Genomic DNA, 22,079 nt, shown 5'->3' on the forward strand with positions numbered 1-22,079 from the left:
ATGCGCAAGCGTCTCGGCATGATCACGCCGTCTTCCAACTCGGTGCTCGAGCCCGTCACCAGCGCCATGCTGCATGGCGGGGTTGATGTCACCGCACATTTCTCGCGCTTTCGCGTCACCGAGATTGCGCTCGATGCCGCCGCGCTCAGCCAGTTCGACGCATCCGTGATGCTACCGGCCGCGGACCTGCTGGCCGACGCCAAGGTTGACGCGATCGCCTGGAATGGCACGTCCGCAAGCTGGCTCGGGATTGGCCGCGACAGGAGCCTGTGCGAGGCGATCACGGCACGCACGGGTGTGCCGGCGACAACGTCGACGCTCGCCTGCATCGAAGCTGCCCGCGCGCTGGGTGCCAAACGCGTTGGCCTGGTCTCGCCCTACACCGACGACGTGCAGCGGCGGATCGGCGAGGTCTGGGCCGAGGAGGGCGTTGCCCCGCATGCCGAGCGGCATCTCGGCCTGCGAGACAATTTTTCCTTTGGCGAGGTTACGCCTGCGACGATCGCGGACATGATCCGAGCGGTTGCGGCCGAAGGCGCGGACGCCGTCGTGATTCTTTGCACCAACCTCGACGGTGCCGCGCTTGCGGCTTCGCTCGAACCGGAACTGGATATCGCCGTGCTCGACTCGGTCGCGGTCACGCTGTGGCGAACGCTTGGGCTCGCCGGCGGCGACATCAGGGGCCTTGCGCAGTGGGGCCGCATATTCCAGACATCAGCGGTCATCAAGTGACGGAGGCGCAAGTGACGCAGCTCGACCTCGCCATCCGCGGCGGCACCATCGTGACGGCCAGCGACGAGTTCTGCGCCGATATCGGCGTTCGCGACGGCCGCATCGTCAGCATCGCCGAGCGCATCGAGGGTGCGGTGCGCGAGATCGACGCGACGGGCCTGCTGGCACTGCCCGGCGGCATCGACAGCCACGTCCACATCTCGCAAGCCTCGGGCCCCGACGTCGTAATGGCCGACGACTTTGCCTCGGCGACGCGCGCGGCGGCGGCCGGCGGCAACACCATGGTGCTGCCCTTCGCGCTGCAGGAGAAAGGCACCTCGCTGCGCACCTGTGTCGAGAACTATCGCAGGCTCGCCGAAGGCGAGTGCTACATCGACACAGCGTTTCATCTCATCATCTCCGATCCGACCGCGGTCGTGCTGGGCCAAGAGCTGCCGGCGCTGGTCAAGGACGGCTACACCTCGTTCAAGGTGTTCATGACCTATGATGACCTCGTGCTCAGCGACAAGCAGCTGCTCGAGGTGTTCGAGGTCGCGCGCCGCGAGGAGGCGCTGGTCATGGTCCATTGCGAGGGCTATGACGCGATCCGCTTCCTCACCAGCAAGCTGGAGCGCGAGGGCCACATCGCATCTTACTATCACGGGGTGTCGCGGCCCCAGGCGGTCGAGCGCGAAGCGACACATCGTGCCATCAGCCATGCCGAAGTGATCGGCGTCCCCATCATGATCGTGCACGTCTCCGGTCGCGAGGCGATGGAGCAGGTGCGCTGGGCCCAGCAGCGCGGCTTGCCGGTTCATGCGGAGACCTGCCCGCAATACATCACGCTGACGGCCGACGACATGAAGGGCCTCAACATGGACATCACGGGCGCGAAGTACGTCTGTTCGCCGCCGCCGCGCGATGTCGAGAGCCAGCAGGCGATCTGGGAGGGCATCACATCAGGCGTGTTCCAGACCTTCTCGTCCGACCATTGCCCGTTCCGCTACGACGATCCCAAGGGCAAGCTGACGCCGAACGCCCGCACCTCGTTCCGCTGGGTGCCGAATGGCATCCCCGGTGTCGAGACGCGGCTGCCGATCCTGTTCTCGGAAGGCGTCTCGAAGGGACGCATCAGCTTGCAGAAGTTCGTCGAGCTGACCGCGACCAACCACGCAAGGATCTATGGTCTTTATCCGCGCAAGGGCTCGATCGGTGTCGGCTTTGATGCCGACATCGTTCTCTGGGATCCCAAATTGAAGAAGCCCATCCGGCAGGCCGATCTGCATCACGGCTCGGACTACACGCCCTGGGAAGGGTTCGAGGTCACGGGATGGCCGGTGACGACGATCGCCCGCGGAGAGGTGGTCTTCAACAAGGGCCGGATCGTCGGCGCCAAAGGTGCAGGCCAGGTGCTGAGCCGGGGCAAGTCGAGCCTGATCTGATCCAGCTCGACACGCCGCCAAAGCGCTCTAAAGCGGAATGGCTTTAGATTGAGTCGATTGCCTCGGGCTCGGTGCAACCTCTCCCGCTTGCGGGAGAGGTCGCGCCGAAGGCGCGGGTGAGGGCTTTTTCCTCTTGGGGATTGTCCCATCGCGGAAGCACCCTCTCCCCAACCCTCTCCCGCAAGCGGGAGAGGGAGTGCACCTCCGTCGTTGCAACGATCAAGCCTCAATTCATCCCGCTTCAGAAGGTCGCGGCCATTGCAGCGAGGCGTCGATGGGTCCTTTCACGGGCAGCGTCGATCGGCTGCTGCGGTCCGGTGGTTGGCCCGATCAGCACGAAACGGACATTGCTGATGCCGATGAAGCGCAGGATTTCCCGCAAGTAAGGCGTTGCCATATCGATGCGGCCACGGTTCATGCCGGTGGCAAAATCGCTGCCGCTGGCGATGATGACCAGTGTCGGCCGATCCTGCAGCAGCGGGAGATATCCCTGCGATGGATCGAACCGAAAGGTGAGGCCAGGCTGGACGATGATGTCGAACCACTGCTTGAGCTTGTAGGGAAGGCCAAAGTTCCACATCGGGGTCGAGATCAGCACGCGATCGGCGAGCGAAAAGCGCAGCGCCATTCGCTCGGCCTCGGCGAAGCTGTCACGTTGCGCCTCGGTGAAGGTCTCAGCCTTCAGGCGCGCATATTTGGCCTCAATAATAGGACCCGTGAACTCCGGCATCCGTTCACGCCAGATGTCCACGACATCGATGTCCCAATCCGGCCGCGCCTGGCTGAATCCGTCAAGAAAGACGCGCGCGCCGGCACTCGACTCGGACTCGGTGCGGGGCGAGCAGGTCAGGTGCAGGAGCTTTGCCACAGCTCATCCCAGCGCTCTGATGACGGTATCAGCCCTGGTCACGACCGCGACGTTCTGCATGGCAAAATTGATCGAGGCGTTGTGCCAGTCGGCATTCATGGTCGAGCAGCAATCCTCGGGGACGATCATGAAATAGCCCTTGTCGGCGCCGGTCCGCGCCGTGTGCTCGACCGACATGTTGGTCCACGCGCCGGTATTGATGATCATGTCACGGCCCGTGGCCTTCAGGATCGTCTCGAGCCGCGTGCCTTCCCAGGCGCTCATCCGCATCTTCTCGACGACGAAGTCGCCGGGCCGTGGCTCGAGACCTGATACCGGGGCCGCCCCCCAGCTTCCGCGCACCATCGCCTTGCTGTCGACGAGGCCCTCGAACAACGGTGCATTCAGCGTGACACCGGGTGCACCGGGTTCGACGACGAACCAGACATGGATGATGGCGACGCCGCGGGCGCGTGCGGCCTCTGCCAGACGGCGCACATTCTCCACGACATGCTGTTGCTTGGCGTGACCCGGCGCGCCTGACTCGGCGAAAGCGCCGCCGTCCATGATGACGTCGTTCTGGAGATCCTGGATGATCATGGCGCAGCGTTGCGGATCGAGCCGCATCTCGCCCTCGGTCAGAATAGGCGAGGCTGGCGATGGGCTCGGGCCGGTTCCGCCGCCAGCGCGCCTCCCGCTCATATAGGGCTCATGGCGCGGACCGACCTTGGTCGGGATTGCGTATACCGAATGGGTCGAGGTGAGATACAGCGTGCGGAAATCCGGTCCGCCCCAGGCGAGGTTGGCGACCAGCTCCGGCACACGGACCTTGCCGAGCAGCTCGCCGCGCGGCGAATAGACCCAGACGCCGCCGGGCGCGGTGACCCAGACATTGCCATGCTGATCGCACTTCATGCCATCGGGCAAGCCGGGCTCGAGCTCGGATTTGATGCCACTCGCAAACACCCGCGCATTGGACAGCGACCCGTCGCTGTTGACGTCGAACACGCGGATCAGCGCTTGCACGGTGTCGTTGACATAAAGCAGCTTCTCGTCCGGCGAGAAGCACAGCCCGTTTGGCTGATCGAACAGGTTGCGCTCGACCACGAGCTTCGGTTCGCCGCCGGGCACGACGCGATAGACGCCCTGGAACCCGAGCTGGCGCGGCCGCTCGACACCATAGACCGGCATGCGGCCATACCAGGGATCGGAGAAATAGATCGCGCCAGATGAATGCACGCAGACATCATTCGGGCTGTTGAGCTCCTGGCCGCCGAAATGCGAGGCCAGCACCTCGCGCCGTCCGTCCGGCCGTTCGCGGACCAGCGACGACGTCGCGTGCTCGCAGACGACCAAATTGAGCTCGGCGTCATAGGTCATGCCGTTGCATTTGTTCGAGGGGCGTTTGACCTCGACGACGCCGCGCCGCGCATCCCAGCGCCGCCGCACGTCGCCGGGCATGTCCGAGAACAGCAGATAATGATCGATCGGATGCCAGATCGGGCCTTCCGTGAAGTCGAAGCCGGTGCCGATCTGTGCGACCGGCGCGTAGGGATCGATCAGGTTCTCGAACTCGCTTCGCAACGTCACATGCGTCATCGGTTGATCCTCGACAACTCTAGGCCGGGAACCAGTTGCGCTGGGGGAGCGACTGCACGATCGGGCCGGGGACCTGATCATGAAGCCGGCCCACGACATTGCCGCCTTCGATCTTGGCGGGCCGGTCGTGGACGGGGAGCAGGTAGCGCGAATTGCTGAGCAGCTTCTTGATCGCCGCTTTTTCCGCGCGCTTGCTGGTGCCATGATTGCCGGTGGTGCGCGGCTCCCAATCGTGGATTTCATTGAAAGGCGTGACGATCTGGTCGTTGAAGTCGTAGATCACGTCGCCGCAAATGGTCGCGATGCCATCGGCGGTGTGGACGATGATGTTCATGGAGCCCTCGGTGTGCGCATTGGCGGCATCGCAATACACTCCGGGCATCAGCTCGATCGGACCGGTGATTTCGAGATCGAGGAAGCGCAGCGCGCTCTTGGTATGCAGGCGGTCGATCAGGTGCTTGATGTCAGGCGCGGGATACTGCGGGTGCATCAGACCGGAGACGGAATATTCGAGCTCCCGGCGGTTGAGAACGACGGTCGTGTTCATCGGAAACAGATCGTCCTTGCCGGCATGGTCGATGTGCAGATGGGTGTGGCAAACGAAGCGGACGTCGCCCATGCGGACGCCGTGACGCGCGAGCTGGTTCTCGATCATGTTCTCATGGTACTGAAGCCCCCGCATGCCCAGCGTCTCCATGATCTGGTTGGAGCGATAGCCGGTGTCGACCACGACCGGATAGGGGCCGCCGAGGATCAGGAAGCCCAGGGTGAGGACGCGGCGGGTGCGGCCGCAATCGCGGCCGAGCACCAGAAAGCTCGATTCCAGCTCGATATCGCCGTAGTCCAGGATCTTGATCTCCAGCGCCATTCGTTTCCCTCCTGTCCCGTTTCTTGTCTGTCAAATCCGGTAGACGCGCGTCGCCGTTGTCCTGAAGATCGCGTCCTGCTGCTCCGCGCTGAATGCGGCGGCGGCTGCGCGAAAGGCTCCGACGAGCTCGCGATAGCTGGTCCACAACTTCTCGATCGGGAAATTGGAGCCGAACAGGCAGCGTTCGGCGCCGAAGATCGCGACCGTGTCGGTGAGCACGGCCGCGATATGCGCGGGATCGTTGCGATGGATGAAGGTGCCGAGCCCGGACAGTTTTGAGACCACGTTCGGACATGTCGCGAGTCGGGCCATCCCAGCGCGCCAGGCCGCGCGTCCTGCCGGCGAGAGATCCTCCAGCATGCCGGCATGCTGAAGGATGAACGTCACGTCGGGGCAGGATTCGGCGAGCTGCGCCGCATCCGGCATCTGCGGTGTGAAGACCTGCAGGTCGAAGCTCCAGCCGTAATCGGCCAGATGCGCGATGTTGCGACGGATCACGAGATCGGCGCAGAGATCCGGACGCGCCGCGAAGCGGTACAGCGGGTTCTCGTGCCAGTGCAGCTGCATGCGCACCCCGCGCAGCAGCGGATAGCGCTTGAGGCGGTCGAGTTGCGGGCGCACGTCATCGGTCGCGAAATTGGCGTAGGCCACGATGGCGTGCGGCCAGCCGTGCTCGTCGGCGGTTCGCTGCACCCAGGCGGCTTCCTCCTCGAAATGCTCGGGCGCCCAGTTGGTCTGCACATAGACGGAGCGGACAACGCCGGTGTCCTTGAGATCGTCGAGATATTCCTGAATCGGATAATCGCGCCGGATCGGCTTGTATGGTCCGAAGATGCGGGGCTGCATGGGGCCGGTCAGCCAGGGTAGGTCGGCCTGCCGCCAGATGTGGTGATGGCCGTCGACAATATCGCTCACGCCGCTCTCCTTCGTCCCAGTGCGAGTAGATGCGCGACGATCGACCCGCTCGAACTGCCATCCACGAGATCGTCGACGAAGCGCTCGATCGCGACGAGCGCTTCGGTCTGCGGACGGAACGCGGGGCCCGTCGCAAGCGGGGTCAGCCAGCTCACGCGCCAGGCCCGCCGCGACAATTTCGCGACGGCGTCGCAAAGGGCGTCGGGCTCGCCGCGCTCGAGCCCGTCGGAAATGATGACCACGGCGGCGCCGCGGGCGTAGCCGCCGAACCGCGGGACCGCCAGGAACGCTTGCAGCGCATCGCCGATGCGGGTGCCGCCGTCCCAGTCGCTGACCAGATGTGCCGCGGCGTTCAGCGCCTGCTCGCGGCGCTTCAGCCGCAGCGCGCGGGTGACACGGGTCAGCCGCGTGCCGAAGGTGAAGACCTCGACATTCGGCGCTGCCTGCACCAGAGCATGCGCAAGCGTCATATTCTCCTCGGTGCGACTCTTCATCGAGCCGGACACGTCGATCAGCAGCAATATCTTGCGTGGCCGCTGCCGCCGCTTCAGATGACCGAGCCGCAGGATCTCGCCGTCGCTGCGGACGCTGGCGCGCAAGGTGCGGCGGAGATCGGCGAAGGGGCCGCGGCGCGCCCGCATGCGGCGGTGCCCGCGCCGTCGCGGCAAGCGCCGCGGGGCCTGGCGTGTCAGGCGCCGGAGCGCATCGGTCGTCGAGAGCTGGGCGAAGCGGCGCTCGACCAGCGCCTCGGTGCGCGTCGCCGTGAGGCCGGACTCGTTGGCGTCGTCGGAGAGCAGGGGCTCCTCGTCGCCGCGGCCTTCCTCCTGCAGACGAACCGTCTCATCATCCTCGCCGTCTTCGGCATGCTCGATCGCCTCGCTGCCGCGGAAATGAAGGTCGAACAGCCGGTCGAAGGTGGCGCGGCGCTCGGGCGGCGGCGCGAGGGTGGCGAGCGCAGACTGCCTGATGTCGTCGAGGTCGCGCGGGCCCAGCAGCGCGATCGCGGTGAGGAATGCGGTCGTCTGCTCCGGAGCCACGGCGAAGCCGTTGGCGCGCAGCAGCGCGACGAAGGATATGAAGACGCGGGCAGCGCGCGGAAGCTGCAGCTCGGTGCTCATGCGGTCGCCTCCGCGAGCATGGCATCGAGCCGCGGCGCGATGAAGTGCAGGTCCTCTTCGTCTTTCAGCGCCACGCCGATCGATCGCTTGAAGGCATCCGGCCAGCGCGCGCCGCCCTTGTTGAGGAGGGTCGCGGCCTCGGCCCACTCGACGGCCTCTGCGATGCCGGGCGCTTTGCTCAGCGGCTCGCGCCGCAATTTCTCGACGGCCGCGACGACGGCGCGGGCAGTGGTCTCGACGACACTGGATGCGCGCATCATGATGATCCGCGCCTCCCGCTCCGCGGTGGGATAGTCGATCCAGTGATAGACGCAACGGCGGCGCAACGCTTCGTGCAGATCGCGTGTCCGGTTGGAGGTGAGCACAACCACCGGCCGCTCGGCCGCGCGCACCGTGCCGCGCTCGGGAATCGAGATCTGGAAGTCGGAGAGGAATTCGAGCAGGAAGGCCTCGAACTCCTGGTCGGCGCGGTCGATTTCGTCGATCAGCAGCACGGTGGAATCGGGCGCGCGCAGCGCCGCCAACATCGGCCGCTCGATCAAGAACGTCTCGCCATAGATGTCGATGCTCTCATCGCCGGCCTGGCGGATCGCCAGCATCTGGCGCGGATAGTTCCACTCATAGAGCGCGGCGGATGCGTCGATTCCCTCGTAGCATTGTAGGCGGATCAGCCGGCGGCCGAGCACGGCAGCGATGGCCTTCGCCGCTTCCGTCTTGCCGACGCCGGGCGCACCCTCGAGCAGCAGCGGCTTGCCGAGGGCGAAGCCGAGATAGGCGGCAGTCGCAAGCCCTTCGTCGGCGAGGTAATAGGCTGCCCGCAGCGCCTTCTCCAGCGCCTCGGGGCTGTCGATGCCGACGATGTTGCTGCGAACCGCCACGACTGATCCTCTAACGCCGCGCCTGCGGCCGCGCGCCGCCCTGGGCCTTGATCGCCCGCAGCACCTTTTCCGGCGTGATCGGCAGCTCGTCGATGCGCACGCCGACGGCGTTGAAGATCGCGTTGGCAACGGCCGGCAGCACGGGATTGGCGCACATCTCGCCGGGCCCCTTGGCGCCAAAGGGACCATCGGGAGCAGGGCGTTCCAGCACCGCGATGTCATGCGGACAGACGTCGCCGGGACCGGGCATCAGATATTCGACGAAGTCGCGAGGCCCGTGAGCCGGATCGGGATAATAGGGCTCCGGCGTCTCGTAGAGCGCGTGACTGACGCCCATCCAGGCGCCGCCGACGAGCTGCTGCTCGACCAGGCGCGGGTTGAGCGCGCGGCCGAGCTCATAGGCGGAGTCCATACGGACCATCGCGACCTCGCCGGTCTCGTCGTCGACCTCGACCTCGGCGACGAGGCAGGCATGGGCGTAGCAGGTCGCCGGCGACATCTCACCGGTTTCGGGGTCGACGTCCGACAGTGGCACCAGGAAGATGCCGCGGCCGGAGATGGTCTTGCCCTGCTTGAACTGCGCGGCGATCGCGACGTCCTTGGTCGAGATCGAACGGTGCGGCGCGCCCTTGACGTGAATGTTGCCGCGGCCGTCGGTTTCGAGATCGGCGGCGTTGACCTCGAGCTCTTCGGCTGCCGCCTCCATCATCACGCCGCGGGCCTCGCGGGCGGCGGCCATCACGGCGTTGCCGACGCGGTGGGTGCCGCGGGAGGCGAACGAGCCCATGCAATGCGGGCCGGTGTCGGAATCCGCCGTGTCGACATAGACGTCCTCGACCGGCACGCCGAGCGTCTCCGCGCAGATCTGCCGCGTCACCGATTTCATGCCCTGGCCGAGATCGATCGACGACAGCGCGACCGTGAACTTGCCGCTCGGGTTGGAGTGCACCAGCGCCTGGCTCGGATCGCCGCCGAGATTCATGCCGATAGGATAATTGATCGACGCCATGCCGCGTCCGCGATGCCTGGTCATCTCAGCGTCTCCTGGTCCCGAACACGGACGAGAACCGGGTCGCGCCGTGCGATGGCGCGGCGGGACGCGGCGGAGGAGGTGGCGGCGTGGACGGCGGCGGTTCGCGCGGCGGCTCTCTTGTCGCGGTCACCGGCGCGCGGTCATAGGTCGTGCGCTGCTGCGCCGGTGCGGCGGGCCGGCCACGCGAATCCGTCGGTGTCGCCGGGATCACGGCGCGGCTGCCGCCGCCGTCCTTGCGCGAGGAGGCGCGCTTGAACTCGTCGCGGATCGGCCACTTGGCTTTTTCGGCCGCCACCTGCACGCATTCGATCAAGGCGGTATTCTTGGCCTCGCGCCGGTGCGCCTTCATGTCGCCGTCGCGATAGGCATTCAGAATCCGGAACTCCATCGGGTCCATGCCGACGAGGTTGGCAAGCTTGTCCATCTGGCACTCGATGGCAAAGTCCATCGCGGTAACGCCGAAGCCGCGCATGGCAGTGGCCGGCGTGCGGTTGGTGAAGACGCAATAGACGTCGCCATAGACGTTCGGGATGGTGTAGGGGCCCGGCAGGTGCGCGGCGCATTTCACCGCGGCATAGCTCGACAGCCGCGTATAGGCGCCGCTGTCGAAATAGGCGCGGATCTTGCGCGCGACGATGCGGCCGTCGCGCATCACGCCGTCCTTGATATAGATGCGTTCGGCGCCGCGTGGCGGGCCGTATTGCATCTCCTCTTCACGGCCGAACACGTAGCGGACGGGACGCCCGGTCAGCATGGCGCCGAGGATCGCGAGTGGCTCGGTCAGCGTATCCACCTTGCCGCCAAAGCCGCCGCCGACGGTGCCGCCGATGAAGTGGAAGGTGTTGGACGGCACGTCGAGGATCTTGGCGCAGGTATCGACGGAGAAGAACAGCGCCTGGGTCGAGGTGTAGACGACGTAGCGGCCGTTGGTGTCGGGCGCGGCGATCGCGCCATTGGTCTCGGTAGGCGCATGCTCGATCGGCGACATCTGATAGCGCTGCTCGAGGACGTGGTCCGCGGTGGCGAGCGCGGCATCGGCATCGCCAAAGCGCAGGCGCTGGTGATCGTAGACGTCGTGATAGATGAAGGCGTTCTTCGGATAGGTCTCGTTGACGACGGGCGCGCCGAGCTTGAGCGCATCCTCGACGTCGAACACGGTCGGCAGCGGCTCGTAGTCGACCCTGACCTTTGCGATCGCTTCGAACGCCTCCCGTTCGCTGTCGGCGACGATGGCGAGGATCGGCTCGCCCTTGTAGCGAACCTTGTCGACGGCCAGCGACGGCTCGTCGTCCTTGCCGAAGTTGATCAAGCTGAGTAGCGTGTTGAGGTTGCGCGGCACGTCCGCACCGCGAATGATCCGGCGCACGCCAGCCGAGCGTTCCGCGTCCGTGGTGTCGATGCGGCGCAGCTTTGCATGGGCATGGGTCGAGCGCAGAACCTTCAGGTGCAGCATGCCCTGCAGCTTATGGTCGTTGAAATAGCTGGACGTGCCCGTGATGTGCCCGAGCATGTCCTGACGCTGCGTGCCCTTGCCGATCTCCTTGAGATTGTCGTCGCGCTCGTCGGCGAAGATGTCCTTGCGTAGTTCCAGCATGGTCTGACCTCAGGCGCTGGCCCGACCGCCCGCGGCGGCGAGGATGGCATTGATGATCGGCTCGTAGCCGGTGCAGCGGCAGATGTTGCCGGAGATCGCCTCGACCACGTCGGCCCGGCTCGGGGCGGGATTGCGATCGAGCAGGGCCTTTGCGGCCATCAGCATGCCCGGCGTACAATAGCCGCACTGGGCGGCAAAATGATCGGCGAACGCACGCTGGAGCGGATGCAGGTTCGGGCCCTGCTTCATGCCGTCGAGCGTCTCGACCGAGCGGCCCGCGACCGTCTCGGCGAGCGTCAGGCAGGAGAGGTGAAGCTCTCCGTCGATCAGCACGCTGCAGGTGCCGCAGCCGCCCTGGCCGCAGCCAAATTTCGGCGTCAGATCGCCGATCAGCTCGCGCAGGGCGACCAGCAGGTTGGTGCCGCCATCGACGAAGATGGCGACGTCGCGGCCGTTGTGACGAAATTGCAGGGGTATTTTGGACATGGCGATCTATTCCTGTCCCGACAGCAGACGGCGCAGATGCACGCCGACGATCTCGCGGCGATACCAGGCGCTGCCGAGCGCGTTGTCGGATGGTGATGTCCCCTCGACTGCCGCGGAAGCCGCGGCCGCGATGGTGGCGGTATCCAGCGAGCGTCCCTCCAGCGCGCGTTCGGCGGCGCGGGCGCGGATCTGTGTCGGGGCCATCGAGCCCAGCGCGATCCGCGCGCCGGCGATCCGTCCACCGCTGATCGGCAGATGCGCGGCCAGCGTGATCACCGAGCCGCCCTTCGGCTTGATGCGGGCGATCTTGCGATAGCGAAAGGCCTCCGCACTCGCTGGCCGGGTGCAGGAGACCGAAAGCACCAGCGCGCCGGACTGCCGCTCGCGCGATTGCAGGAACTCTTCGAGAGCGATATCGCGCGTGCCGAAGCCGCCTTGCACCGCAACGGTGGCATCGAGCGCCAGCAGCGCCACGGTGAAATCGCCGTAAGGGTTCGGCGCGAAGAGATTGCCGCCGACCGTGCCCATGTTGCGCACGGCGGGACCGCCGATCGACTGGGCAGGGGTATGCAGGAAGGCGAGGTCCCGCTCTGCGAGGACGCGCGCAAAGGTGACACCGGCGCCTAGCGTGATGCGCGGGCCGGACGCATCGATCCGGGTCAGCGCCTGGTCCTGCGCGCGAACGATCGTCGAAATCGAGACATCGCCTTCGTTCAGCGCCCGCATCACCAGCGTGCCGCCGCCGAGATAGCGTGCGCTGCGATCCGAGGATAATGCCCCGGCCGCTTCGCCGACACTGGCAAAGGTCTTCACTGTCACGGCCATGGCTATGCGGCCTCCCTCAGATGGCGGCGGATTGCCTCGAATCCGGCCTGATAGATGTCTTCGGCGACCATGTGGGTAATGCGGTCCTTGTCCTCCGGCTTCGTGGTGAAGCGCGACTCCCAATGCCAGAAGGTGCGGTCGCCATCGGTCACCGGCAGCAGCCGCACATGGGCGACGTAGTTGAACATCGGGATCGGGGTATCGAGCAGGCAATAGCTGAAGGTCTGTTCGAGGTCGGACAGCGCAAGCAATTGCTCGCGCAGCTCGGAGCCGTCCTTGAGCTTGAAGCGCCTGACACAGCCGATCTTGTCGGAGGATTGCGCACGTTCGATCGATGAGGTCGCAACCGCCGGATGCCACCGATCGTGGCCGTTGAAATCGCGCAGCACGTCCCACACCGCGTCGGTCGGCGCGTCCAGGATCGTGCTCTTGACGATATGCGGCACGGCTAGCCTCCAAACACGCGCTTCAGCGCGTCGAAGCCGCCCTGGAACACGCCGCCGCCGATATTGTTGACGAGCTCGGTCTCCCGCTCCGGCGCGCAATCAAATTCTGCGGTCCATTCCAAGAAAGTCTGGTCGCCGTCGGTGACGGGCGTCAGCCGCAGGGTCGCGACGTAGTTCTCGACACCCATCGGCGATTCCAGGATCGAGTAGGTGCAGAACATGTCGTAGTCGGAGAGGCCGAGCAGCTTCTCGCGGATGCGATCGCCATTGCGCAGGCGAAAATCTCGCACACACCCGATCTTGTCGGAGGGCTCGCCGCCTTCGATCCGGCTTTCGGCGATAGCAGGATGCCAGTTCGGCAGGCCATTGAAATCGCGCACCCGTGCCCAGACGCGGTCGTTGCGGGCGTTGACGACGGTGGAGACGTAGACGCGGGCCATGGCTCGAACTCAGCCTTTCTTCTTCGGACCGCGCTCGGCCGGCGGCTCGCCGCCCTCCGCCGCAGGCGGGGAGACCGCGGGCTTGTCGCCGCCACCGCCGCTCTTGCGCGCGGCATCCTTGATGCCCTGCATGTCGCGGGCCTCGCGGATCAGGCCCGGCATCCTGGCGAGACTGCCGCCCTCGACGCCGATGTCGGACAGGATGGAGTCGATCAGCGGCGCCTGGACGCGGTAGCGGAGCGCTGAATCGATCACCTCGTCGGTGGCGCTGCGACCGCCATTGCCATTCCCGTGGCCGTTGCCGTTGAGGCCGTCGACCTGGAGGATGCGGATACCCTCGATCTTCTCCATCGGCTTGACGCTCTCGCGCACGATGCCCTCGATGCGATCGAGCAGCTTTCTGCGGAACAGCGAGTAGCGGGCCTGATCGGTCAGTACGTTCTCGGCCTCGTTCAGCATGCGCTGCGCCTCAGCCTCCACGGCCGCGCGTACGCGCTCGGCCTCGGCCGCGATGCGGGTCTCCTCGGCCTGTTTCTCCGCCAGCAGCACCTCGACGGTCTTGCGCCGCTTGGCGATCTCGCTCTCGCGTGCGGTGACGACGCGCTCGGCGGCTTCGGTTGCCCGCATCCGCGCCTCCTCGGCGGCGGCGCGCGCGGCCGACTCTTCCAGCGACTTCTGATGGATCGCGATCGCCTTCTCCATCAGCACCGTCTCGACGTCCTTCTCGCGGTTGACCTCGAGCTTGCGCAGCTCGCGCTCGCGGCCGATGCGGGCCTCGTCGAGGCCGCGGTCGGAGGCGATGCGGGCGCGCTCGACCTCCTCGCGCGCGGCGATTTCGGCCTCCTGCAGCGACTGCACACGAGCGACCTCGAGCTGCTCGATGGCGCGGCGCCGCTCGATGCGGGCGGCTTCCAGGGCCTGCTCACGCGAGACGTCAGTGGTCTCGACTTCCTTGCGCGCGACGATCTCGGCCTGCCGGACCTGGCGGTCTGCGTCGATCCGCTCGGACTTCTTGGTCGACAGCGCGATGACACGGTCCTCGTCCGCGATCTCGATCGCCTTCTTCTGCTCGATGTTGAGCACCTCGCGCTTCTTGGAGGAATTGATGCGCTCGGCCTCGATCGCCAGGTCGACCGTGATGCGCTGCCGCTCGATGGCGTCGCGCCGTTTCAGCTCGGCCGCCTCCAGGATGCCGGTGCGCTCGATCTCCAGCGCGCGGGTTTCGCGTTCGGCCTGGATCCGCTCGGCTGCAACCGCCTTCTCCTGGGCGATGCGGGCCGCCTCGATCGCCTCGCGCGAGGCGATATCGGCCTCCTCGACGGCGCGGTTGCGCGCGATCTCGAGCGAGCGCACGCGCTCTTCCTGCGCGATACGGGTGGCCTCCGTGGTCTCGCGCGCGGCGATGCCGGCGACGTCGAGTGCCTGGTTGCGCTCGATCTCCAGCTGCCGCGTGTTCTGCTCGGCGGCGATGCGCTCGGCGGCGAGCGTCCGCTCCCGGGCGATGCGGGCGGCCTCGACCGCGCGCTGGGCCTCGATCTCGGCCTCCTGGATGGTCCGCACCTGCTGGATCTCCAGCGCGCGGGTGCGCTCGTCCGAGGAGATGCGCTCGACATTGACGGTCATGGTCTGGGCGATGCGGGCCTTTTCGGTGGCCTCGCGTGCGGCAATCTCCGCCTCGTCGACCGCGCGCGTGCGCTCGATCTCGCGGCGGCGCGTCTCTTCCTCGTTGGCAATGCGGGCGTCGGTCACGACGCGGTCCTGCTGGATGCGGGCCTTTTCGATGGCCTCGCGCGCCGCGATCTCGGCCTCCTCGACCGTACGCATCCGCTCGATCTCGCGCTGACGCACTTCGCGTTCCGAAGCGATACGGGTGGTGTCGATCGAGCGCTGGTTGGCAATCCTTGTCTTCTCGATCTCCTCACGCGCCAGCAGCTCCTTCTCCTCGATGGTGCGGGTCCGCTCGATCTCCTTCTGGCGGGTCTCGCGCTCCGAGGCGATGCGGGCCTCGGCGATGGCCTGCTCATTGGCGATGCGGGCGCGCTCGATGGCTTCGCGGGCGGAAATCTGCGCCTGTTCGGCCTCCGTCTCGCGCAATGCCCGCTCGCGGGCGACTTCGGTGCGCTGAAGCGCGCGGCGCATCTCGATGTCGCGTTCCTGCTCGAGGCGCGCGGTCTCGCTCTCGCGCTCGATTTCCAGCGCCTGACGTTCGGCCTCGAGGTTGCGGGAGCGGATCTTGATCATCGAGTCCTGCTCGATGTCGTTGCGCAGCTTGCGCTTGGCCTCGATGTCCTCCATCAGGCGGGTCAGGCCTTCGGCGTCGAACCGGTTCGACGGGTTGAAGAATTCCAGATCGGTCTGGTCGAGATCGGTGATCGCGACCGATTCCAGCTCGAGGCCATTCTGCGCCAGCGCTTCGGCCGCATTGGTCTTGACCCGCGCGACATAGTCGCCGCGCCGCTCGTGCATCTCCTCCATGGTCATTTCGGAGGCGACCGAGCGGATCGCGGAGATGAACTTGCCGGCGAGCAGGGCATGCAGCTGCTCTGGCTCCATGGTGCGACGGCCGAGCGTGGCTGCGGCGATCGAGACGGCCTCCCGGGTCGGCTGCACCCGGACGTAGAAGTCGGCCTCGATGTCGACGCGCATGCGGTCACGGGTGATCACCGCATCCTGCTTCGAACGCACGATGCCCATCGGCAGCACGTTCATGTTGACCGGTGTGTAATCGTGGATGAACGGCAGCACGAAAGCGCCGCCATTGATCACCACGCGTTCGCCGAGGAAGCCGGTCCGGACGAACGAGGTCTCCTTGGAGGAGCGATGATAGAGCCAGTTCACGATATAGACGCCAACCACGATCACGATGATCGCGACGATCAGCCAGAGGATCAATTCACCGACCAACATCCCTGACATCTTTCCCTCCCTCGAACCCTTCAGGCGTTAGCGCGCGCCGATCGCCTTGAATTGACGTACCTGCTCCGTCAGCGCCCGCTCCACGGGCAGCCGCTCCATCGAGGACGCCCCGTAGAAGCCGTGGCAATGGCGGGTGTTCTTCATGATGAAATCGGCATCCGCGGGATCGGCGATCGGCCCGCCATGCGCGAGCACCAGGATGTCCGGATTGACGCTGAGCGCGGCGGTCGCCCAGGTGTCGATCTGCGCGGGACAGTCCTTCAGCTTCAGTGCGGTCTGCGCGCCGATCGTGCCGCCGGTCGTCAGACCCATGTGGCAGACGATGATGTCGGCGCCTGCGATCGCCATCGCGGCGGCCTCCTTCTCGCTGAACACGTAGGGCGTCGTCAGCATGTCCTTGTCGTGCGCCTTGGCGATCATGTCGATCTCGAGCGCGTAGGACATGCCGGTCTCTTCGAGATTGGCGCGGAAGGTGCCGTCGATCAGCCCCACGGTCGGAAAGTTCTGGACGCCGGCAAATCCGAGCGCCTTCAGCTGGTCGAGGAACACGTCGATGTCGCGGAACGGATCGGTGCCGTTGACGCCGGCTAGCACCGGCGTCCTGGTGACCACGGGCAGCACCTCGTTCGCCATCTCGACCACAATCGCGTTGGCGTCGCCGTAAGCCATCAGCCCCGCAAGCGAGCCGCGGCCGGCCATGCGATAGCGGCCGGAATTGTAGATGACGATGAGGTCGACGCCGCCGGCTTCCTCGCATTTGGCGGAGAGGCCGGTGCCGGCGCCGCCGCCGACGATCGGCTCGCCGCGTCTTGCCATGTCGCGAAACCTCTTCAGCAGCGCTGCGCGTTCAAACGTCGCCATCGGTCACCTCGCTAGTCTCCGCCGCGCGCCGGTGCGCCCGAACAGGGTTCGGAACGCGCTGACGATGGCGGCGGCGAAGTCGGGATCGTTGATGTTCTTGGGGATGCGAATGAGCTGGCGATTGCCGGTCTGTCGCACCGTGCGCTCCAGGGTGCGGAACAGCGCAGCATCGGCGTCCGCATCCCAGAATGGTTGGCCCCGCGCATCGAGCGCGGAAACGCCGCCCTCGGGCAGGAAGAAGCGCACCGGGCCATCCATCTGGTTGAGCCGCTCGCCGATCCAGCGGCCCATGCGCTCGTTCTCTTCGGCTGTCGTCCGCATCAACGTCACCTGAGGATTGTGGACGTGGAATTTGCGGCCGCGGTAGCGCTCCGGAATGGTGTCGGGCGCACCGAAATTGACCATGTCGAGCGCGCCGACCGAGCCGACATAGGGCAGGCGGCTGCGGATGATCGCGCCAAGGCGATCCTCGGTCGCCGGAAACACGCCGCCCATCAAGAGGTCGCAGATCTCGGTCGTGGTGAGGTCGATCACGCCGGCGAGCTGGCCGGACTCGACAAGCTTTTCCATCGATCGGCCGCCGACGCCGGTCGCGTGGAAGACCAGGCATTCGAAATCGTCGCGCAGCTCGGCGGCGATCTTCTGCACCGCCGGCGTGGTGACGCCGAACATGGTGATGCCGACCGCAGGCAGCCCGCTGGCCGCGCGCTCCGTCGCGGCACGCGCATCGAGCCGCGCCTTGACCATGCCGGCGAGCGCATTGGCCCCGTTGGCCAGCACGGCGCGCGAGATCGAGTTCAGCCCCTGCACGTCGGTGACCGAGTACATCATCGTGATGTCGGCGGGGCCGACATAGGGCCCGACGTCGCCGGAGGCGATCGAGGAGATGATCAGCTTGGGCACGCCGACGGGTAGCGCCCGCATGCCCGGGGCGACCAGCGACGCCGCGCCGGAACCGCCGGCCGAGATCACGCCGGCGACATTGCCCTGGCGCCGCAGCCAGTTGGCGAAGGCATCCGCCATAGCGGTCACGGCCGCGCCGCGGTCGGTGCCGAACACGGCGGATCCGCCGCGGCCGTGATTCAGCGCGATCTCCTGCGCGGAGACGTCGCACGACGAATGCTTGCCGCCGGTCGAGACGTCGACCAGCCGGGTGCGCAGGCCGCTTTCCGCGATGATGTCGCGGATGTAGCGCAGCTCGGCGCCCTTGGTGTCGAGCGTGCCGACGACCAGCACGACAGGGGGGCCCGAGGCCTGCGCCGCCACCGGCTCGCGCTTGCGCCGCGCCGTCTCGTCGAGCCGCGCGACTTGCGTCGAGAGCGTGCGCGCCGCGGCCTCGATGCGGGCGATCGGCACCGGCTGCGACCACCGGGTCGGCAGCGTCGGGTTGGAGATGTAGATGCGAACCGGCCCGTCGCGGCGTGGCGCCGGCGCCGGTCTGGGCTCGACGCCCGATGCGGCGATGTCGATCTCCGGCTCGAGCTCGGCGTGAAGTCCGACGCCGAGCAGGCGCTGCTGGAGCTCGCGGTCCGCGGCAAGGCGCGCGGAGTCGATGATGCGGTTGATGCGGCCGTTGACCATGATCGCGACGTTGCGCGAGATTGCGGTGGCGACGCCGATGTTCTGCTCGATCACGAGCACGGACATGTCGCCGTCGTCGCCGAGCTGCAGCAGCATCTCCTCGACCTGCGCGACGATGACGGGCGCGAGGCCTTCGGTCGGTTCGTCCATGATGAGCAGGTGCGGATTGGTGAGCAGCGCGCGCGAGATCGCCAGCATCTGCTGTTCGCCGCCGGAGAGCTGACCGCCGCCGTGATCCCTGCGTTCGGCGAGGCGCGGGAAAGTGTCGTAGATGCGCTCGACGGTCCAGGCACCGGGCCGCAGGCCGCCAGCGAGCCGCAAATGCTCGTCGACGCTGAGCGAGCGCCAGAGGCGGCGTCCCTGTGGCACGTACCCGACGCCAAGCCGGGCGATCTGGGCCGGCGGTCGCCGTGTGACATCCTCGCCGCGGACGCGGATCGATCCGCCGCTCACGGCCACCAGACCCATGATCGCCTTGCACAACGTGGTCTTGCCCATGCCGTTGCGGCCGACGACGGAGAACACGCCGCTCTCCAGCGTGAGATCGACGCCTTGCAGGGCGTGGGAGTGGCCGTAGTAGACGTCGAGGCCGCGGACCTCGAGCGCAACGGAGGAGCGGCGGGTCTCATTCATGGCCGCCTCCGAGATAGAGCTCCTGCACCTCCGGATCGGACTGGATCTCCTGCGGCAGGCCCTCCTTGAAGATGCGGCCGTTGTGCATCATCGTGACGCTCTCGACGACGCGCAGCGCCACGTCCATGTCGTGCTCGATGATGATGTAGCCGATATGCGCCGGCAGGGAGGTCAGGATCTCGATCAGCTCGGCCCGCTCGGTCGGCGACAGACCCGCGGCCGGTTCGTCGAACAGCACGAAGCGCGGGGCGCCGGCGAGCGCGAGCGCGATCTCGAGCTGCCGCTGCTGGCCATGCGCAAGCTCGGCCACGCGCTGGTCCTTCACGGCGGACAGATGCACGGCCTGGACGAGATTGTCGGCCGCGTGCATCAAGGCATCGTTCTGTCCCGGGCGCAGGAACGAGAAGCGTCCGCGCGAGACGCCGCGGCAGGCGAGATAGACGTTGTCCTGCACGGTGAGGCCCGGGAACAGGGCCGAGATCTGGTAGGTGCGGCGCAGCCCGCGCCGGATGCGCTCATAGGGCGGGAAGTGTGTGACGTCCTCGCCGAAGAAGCGGATGGTGCCGGAGGAGGGCGGGAAGTCGCCGGTGATGCAGTTGAACAGCGTGGTCTTGCCGGCGCCGTTCGAGCCGAGCACGGCGCGCCGTTCGCCCGGACGCACCGTGATGGTGACGTCGGTCAGCGCCGCCAGCGCGCCGAACAGCCGTGTCACTCCGCGCAGCTCCAGCGCTGCGGCGGCGCCGACTGCAGAGAGGCGATGAGCGACGCTATCCATGATGGCGCCCCCCACTTGAAGATGGCGCGTTCGACCGCTGGCTCTGACGCCAACGCTGCCACAGGCCAATGACGCCGTCCGACGACCAGAACACGATGGCGAGGAAGCCGAGCCCGATCAGCAAGCGGAAGCGGTTGCCGTCGAGCCCGAGCCGGACCAGGAAGTCGAGCGCAAACGTGCGCAGCAGCACGAAGATCAGCGCGCCGATGAAGGGACCGATCGGGCGCGTGATACCGCCGACGACGGCGATGATCAGCACATCGATGCAAGCGCCGACACTGACCGAGCCCGGCGAGATCTGGCGGTAGTTCCAGACCTGGAGGACGCCGGCGAGCGCGGCCACGAAGGACGCGAAAGCATAGGCGGCGATGCGGTGCGCATTGACGTTGAAGCCGAGCGCCGCCATGCGCCGGGGGTTGTCGCGTACGCCCTGAAGCGCAAGGCCGAAGGGCGCGCGCGAGAGATATTCGACCGCAAAATAGCAGAGCGCGGCGACCGCGAGCACGAGATAGTAGAAGGGGATGTCTGCGCGCCAGTTGACGCCCCAGAAGTGCGGCGTCGCCACGGTGTTGATGCCGGTATGGCCGTTGAAGATCGCCCAGTTCTGGTTGGTGAAATAGTAGAAGGCAGCGCCGATCGCGAGCGTGATCATGATGGTGTAGATGCCTTCGGTGCGCACAGCGAGCGCGCCGCCGAGCGTGCCAAACGCGATCGCCAGCGCCAGCGCCATTGGCACTGCAAGCCACCACGGCCAGCCCAGGCTGATATTGGCATTGCCGCTGACACCGAACACGGCGACCATGTAGGCCGAGAAGCCCGCAATGGTAAGCTGCATCAGGCTGACCATGCCGCCATAGCCGGCGAGGAACATCAGGCTCAGCGCCATGGTGCCGAGGATCAGCGTCGTCGCAAAGATCTCGATCAGAAAGAAGCCGCTCGCGATCAGCGGCATGATCAGGAGAATGACCGCGACGATCCACGCCGCGGGATTGTTGACCTCCGGCCACGTCCGGGCCGCGCGCTGCGCCATCGTGGCGGGGCGTACGGCGACGCGAGCATCGTGGGCGAGTGACATCTCAGCGCCTCGCCAACAGGCCTTGCGGCCGGATCGCCAGCACCAGCACCATGATCAGGAAAGTCACGACGATGGCGTAGGTCGGGATGTAGACCGAGCCGAGCTGCTCGGCGAGGCCGATGATCAGCGCGCCGAGCGCAGCGCCGGGGATGGAGCCCATGCCGCCTACGATCACGACGACGAGGGAAGCCAACAGGAAGCGAATGTCCTCGCCGGGCGACAATGACTGGAAGGTGCCGCCGACGACGCCGGCGATGCCCGCAAGCCCTGCGCCGAACGCGAACACCAGGACGAAGACGAGCTGGATGCGCACGCCGGTCGCAGCGAGGATATCGCGATCGTCGACGCCGGCGCGAATGATCATGCCGATCCGGGTGCGGTTGAGCGCGAGCCACATCGCCACACCGATGATCACCGAAGAGATGAAGATTACGAGCCGCACCAGCGGATATCTCAGGTAGACCGGCTCGCCCGAGGACTTGATCGCGGTGACCAGCGGCAACTCCACCGGGCCGATCAGCCAGTTCGGGGTCTGGATTTGATAGAAGTCACCTCCGCAGGCCCACAGCATCAGATCGGCAAACACGATCGAGAGCCCGATCGTCACCATGGTCTGTCTGAGATCCTGTCCCTCCATCCGGCGGAACACGATGACCTGCAGCAGGACGCCGACCAGGGCGGTCAGGATGAAGGCGACGATGAAGCTCAGGATCCAGGAGCCGGTCGAGGCGCTGATGGCGTAGCCGACGTAGCCGCCGAACAGATAGAGCGAGCCGTGGGCGAGGTTGACGTTACGCATCAGGCCGAAGATCAGCGTGAAGCCGCTGGCGACAAGGAAGTAGAGGCCTCCGAGCGTGATGCCGTTGAAGAGCGCGTTGAGGAAGATCCGCTTGCGGCCGATCGCCTCTTCGAGCCCCGGCGGCCAGACCGCGAAGATCAGCCAGAGCACCATCGCAATGGCAATAATCGCGATCAGCGCCCAGGCCGGATGACGTTCGACGAAGCGGCTCATGCTCTCGCCTCGTCTCGCTTGCGG

The 22,079-nt window shown here is 66.5% G+C and carries 20 protein-coding genes; 2 read left to right on the forward strand and 18 right to left on the reverse strand.

Features of this window, described 5'->3' with window-relative positions; translation table 11 throughout:
• Both YU9_RS0103930 and hydA read left to right on the forward strand, forming a co-directional pair.
• A complete protein-coding gene (locus tag YU9_RS0103930) occupies window positions 1–732 on the forward strand; it encodes an aspartate/glutamate racemase family protein (RefSeq protein ID WP_036017013.1) in 732 nt (243 codons plus the stop codon).
• An 11-nt stretch (window positions 733–743) separates the two neighbouring features.
• A complete protein-coding gene (hydA, locus tag YU9_RS0103935; RefSeq protein ID WP_027571587.1) occupies window positions 744–2,153 on the forward strand; it encodes a dihydropyrimidinase in 1,410 nt (469 codons plus the stop codon).
• Between the two features lie 241 nt (window positions 2,154–2,394).
• Here hydA and YU9_RS0103940 read toward each other — a convergent pair whose 3' ends face one another.
• From YU9_RS0103940 to YU9_RS0104025, 18 genes are read right to left on the reverse strand one after another with little or no spacing between them, the layout of a single operon-like run.
• Window positions 2,395–3,021 (reverse strand): FMN-dependent NADH-azoreductase, encoded by a 627-nt coding sequence (locus YU9_RS0103940; protein ID WP_027571588.1) that lies wholly within the window; start codon window positions 3,019–3,021, stop codon window positions 2,395–2,397.
• Between the two features lie 3 nt (window positions 3,022–3,024).
• On the reverse strand, window positions 3,025–4,599 hold the full coding sequence (locus YU9_RS0103945; RefSeq protein ID WP_027571589.1) for an isochorismatase family protein: 1,575 nt from the start codon (window positions 4,597–4,599) through the stop codon (window positions 3,025–3,027).
• 19 nt (window positions 4,600–4,618) lie between these two features.
• Window positions 4,619–5,467 (reverse strand): MBL fold metallo-hydrolase, encoded by an 849-nt coding sequence (locus YU9_RS0103950; RefSeq protein WP_027571590.1) that lies wholly within the window; start codon window positions 5,465–5,467, stop codon window positions 4,619–4,621.
• A 30-nt stretch (window positions 5,468–5,497) separates the two neighbouring features.
• Window positions 5,498–6,382, reverse strand: coding sequence for an amidohydrolase (locus YU9_RS0103955; RefSeq protein ID WP_027571591.1), 885 nt, complete (start codon window positions 6,380–6,382; stop codon window positions 5,498–5,500).
• Window positions 6,379–7,500, reverse strand: a complete 1,122-nt coding sequence (locus YU9_RS0103960) for a VWA domain-containing protein (protein WP_027571592.1) — start codon at window positions 7,498–7,500, stop codon at window positions 6,379–6,381. The genes YU9_RS0103955 and YU9_RS0103960 overlap by 4 nt, the downstream gene beginning before the upstream one ends.
• Entirely contained in the window at window positions 7,497–8,378 is an 882-nt protein-coding gene (locus tag YU9_RS0103965) for a MoxR family ATPase (RefSeq protein ID WP_027571593.1), read from the reverse strand. The genes YU9_RS0103960 and YU9_RS0103965 overlap by 4 nt, the downstream gene beginning before the upstream one ends.
• 10 nt (window positions 8,379–8,388) lie before the next feature.
• Entirely contained in the window at window positions 8,389–9,411 is a 1,023-nt protein-coding gene (locus YU9_RS0103970; RefSeq protein WP_027571594.1) for a xanthine dehydrogenase family protein molybdopterin-binding subunit, read from the reverse strand.
• A gap of 1 nt (window position 9,412) precedes the next feature.
• Window positions 9,413–11,005, reverse strand: coding sequence for a xanthine dehydrogenase family protein molybdopterin-binding subunit (locus YU9_RS0103975; protein WP_027571595.1), 1,593 nt, complete (start codon window positions 11,003–11,005; stop codon window positions 9,413–9,415).
• 9 nt (window positions 11,006–11,014) lie between these two features.
• Window positions 11,015–11,491 (reverse strand): (2Fe-2S)-binding protein, encoded by a 477-nt coding sequence (locus tag YU9_RS0103980; RefSeq protein ID WP_027571596.1) that lies wholly within the window; start codon window positions 11,489–11,491, stop codon window positions 11,015–11,017.
• A gap of 6 nt (window positions 11,492–11,497) precedes the next feature.
• Entirely contained in the window at window positions 11,498–12,316 is an 819-nt protein-coding gene (locus YU9_RS0103985; protein ID WP_027571597.1) for a xanthine dehydrogenase family protein subunit M, read from the reverse strand.
• A 2-nt stretch (window positions 12,317–12,318) separates the two neighbouring features.
• Window positions 12,319–12,762 carry an SRPBCC family protein gene (locus YU9_RS0103990; protein ID WP_027571598.1) on the reverse strand — a complete coding sequence of 148 codons (444 nt, stop codon included), beginning with the start codon at window positions 12,760–12,762 and terminating at the stop codon, window positions 12,319–12,321.
• 2 nt (window positions 12,763–12,764) lie between these two features.
• On the reverse strand, window positions 12,765–13,202 hold the full coding sequence (locus YU9_RS0103995; RefSeq protein ID WP_027571599.1) for an SRPBCC family protein: 438 nt from the start codon (window positions 13,200–13,202) through the stop codon (window positions 12,765–12,767).
• Window positions 13,203–13,211: 9 nt separating this feature from the next.
• Window positions 13,212–16,118: a flotillin family protein gene (locus YU9_RS0104000; RefSeq protein WP_027571600.1), complete on the reverse strand. Its 2,907-nt coding sequence runs from the start codon at window positions 16,116–16,118 to the stop codon at window positions 13,212–13,214.
• Between the two features lie 27 nt (window positions 16,119–16,145).
• The gene (locus tag YU9_RS0104005; protein WP_027571601.1) at window positions 16,146–16,979 is read right to left on the reverse strand and encodes a phosphoenolpyruvate hydrolase family protein; all 834 of its coding nucleotides are present in this window, start codon (window positions 16,977–16,979) and stop codon (window positions 16,146–16,148) included.
• 3 nt (window positions 16,980–16,982) lie between these two features.
• Complete coding sequence (locus YU9_RS0104010) at window positions 16,983–19,193, reverse strand: ABC transporter permease (RefSeq protein WP_027571602.1); 2,211 nt, start codon at window positions 19,191–19,193, stop codon at window positions 16,983–16,985.
• Complete coding sequence (locus YU9_RS0104015) at window positions 19,186–19,968, reverse strand: ABC transporter ATP-binding protein (RefSeq protein ID WP_027571603.1); 783 nt, start codon at window positions 19,966–19,968, stop codon at window positions 19,186–19,188. The genes YU9_RS0104010 and YU9_RS0104015 overlap by 8 nt, the downstream gene beginning before the upstream one ends.
• Window positions 19,961–21,043 carry a branched-chain amino acid ABC transporter permease gene (locus tag YU9_RS0104020; RefSeq protein WP_027571604.1) on the reverse strand — a complete coding sequence of 361 codons (1,083 nt, stop codon included), beginning with the start codon at window positions 21,041–21,043 and terminating at the stop codon, window positions 19,961–19,963. Before YU9_RS0104020 ends, YU9_RS0104015 begins: the two co-directional genes overlap by 8 nt.
• Before the next feature lies 1 nt (window position 21,044).
• On the reverse strand, window positions 21,045–22,055 hold the full coding sequence (locus tag YU9_RS0104025; RefSeq protein ID WP_027571605.1) for a branched-chain amino acid ABC transporter permease: 1,011 nt from the start codon (window positions 22,053–22,055) through the stop codon (window positions 21,045–21,047).
• Window positions 22,056–22,079: the final 24 nt, after the last annotated feature.

The sequence above is a fragment of the Bradyrhizobium sp. WSM1743 genome, assembly GCF_000473065.1.
Lineage (GTDB): Bacteria > Pseudomonadota > Alphaproteobacteria > Rhizobiales > Xanthobacteraceae > Bradyrhizobium.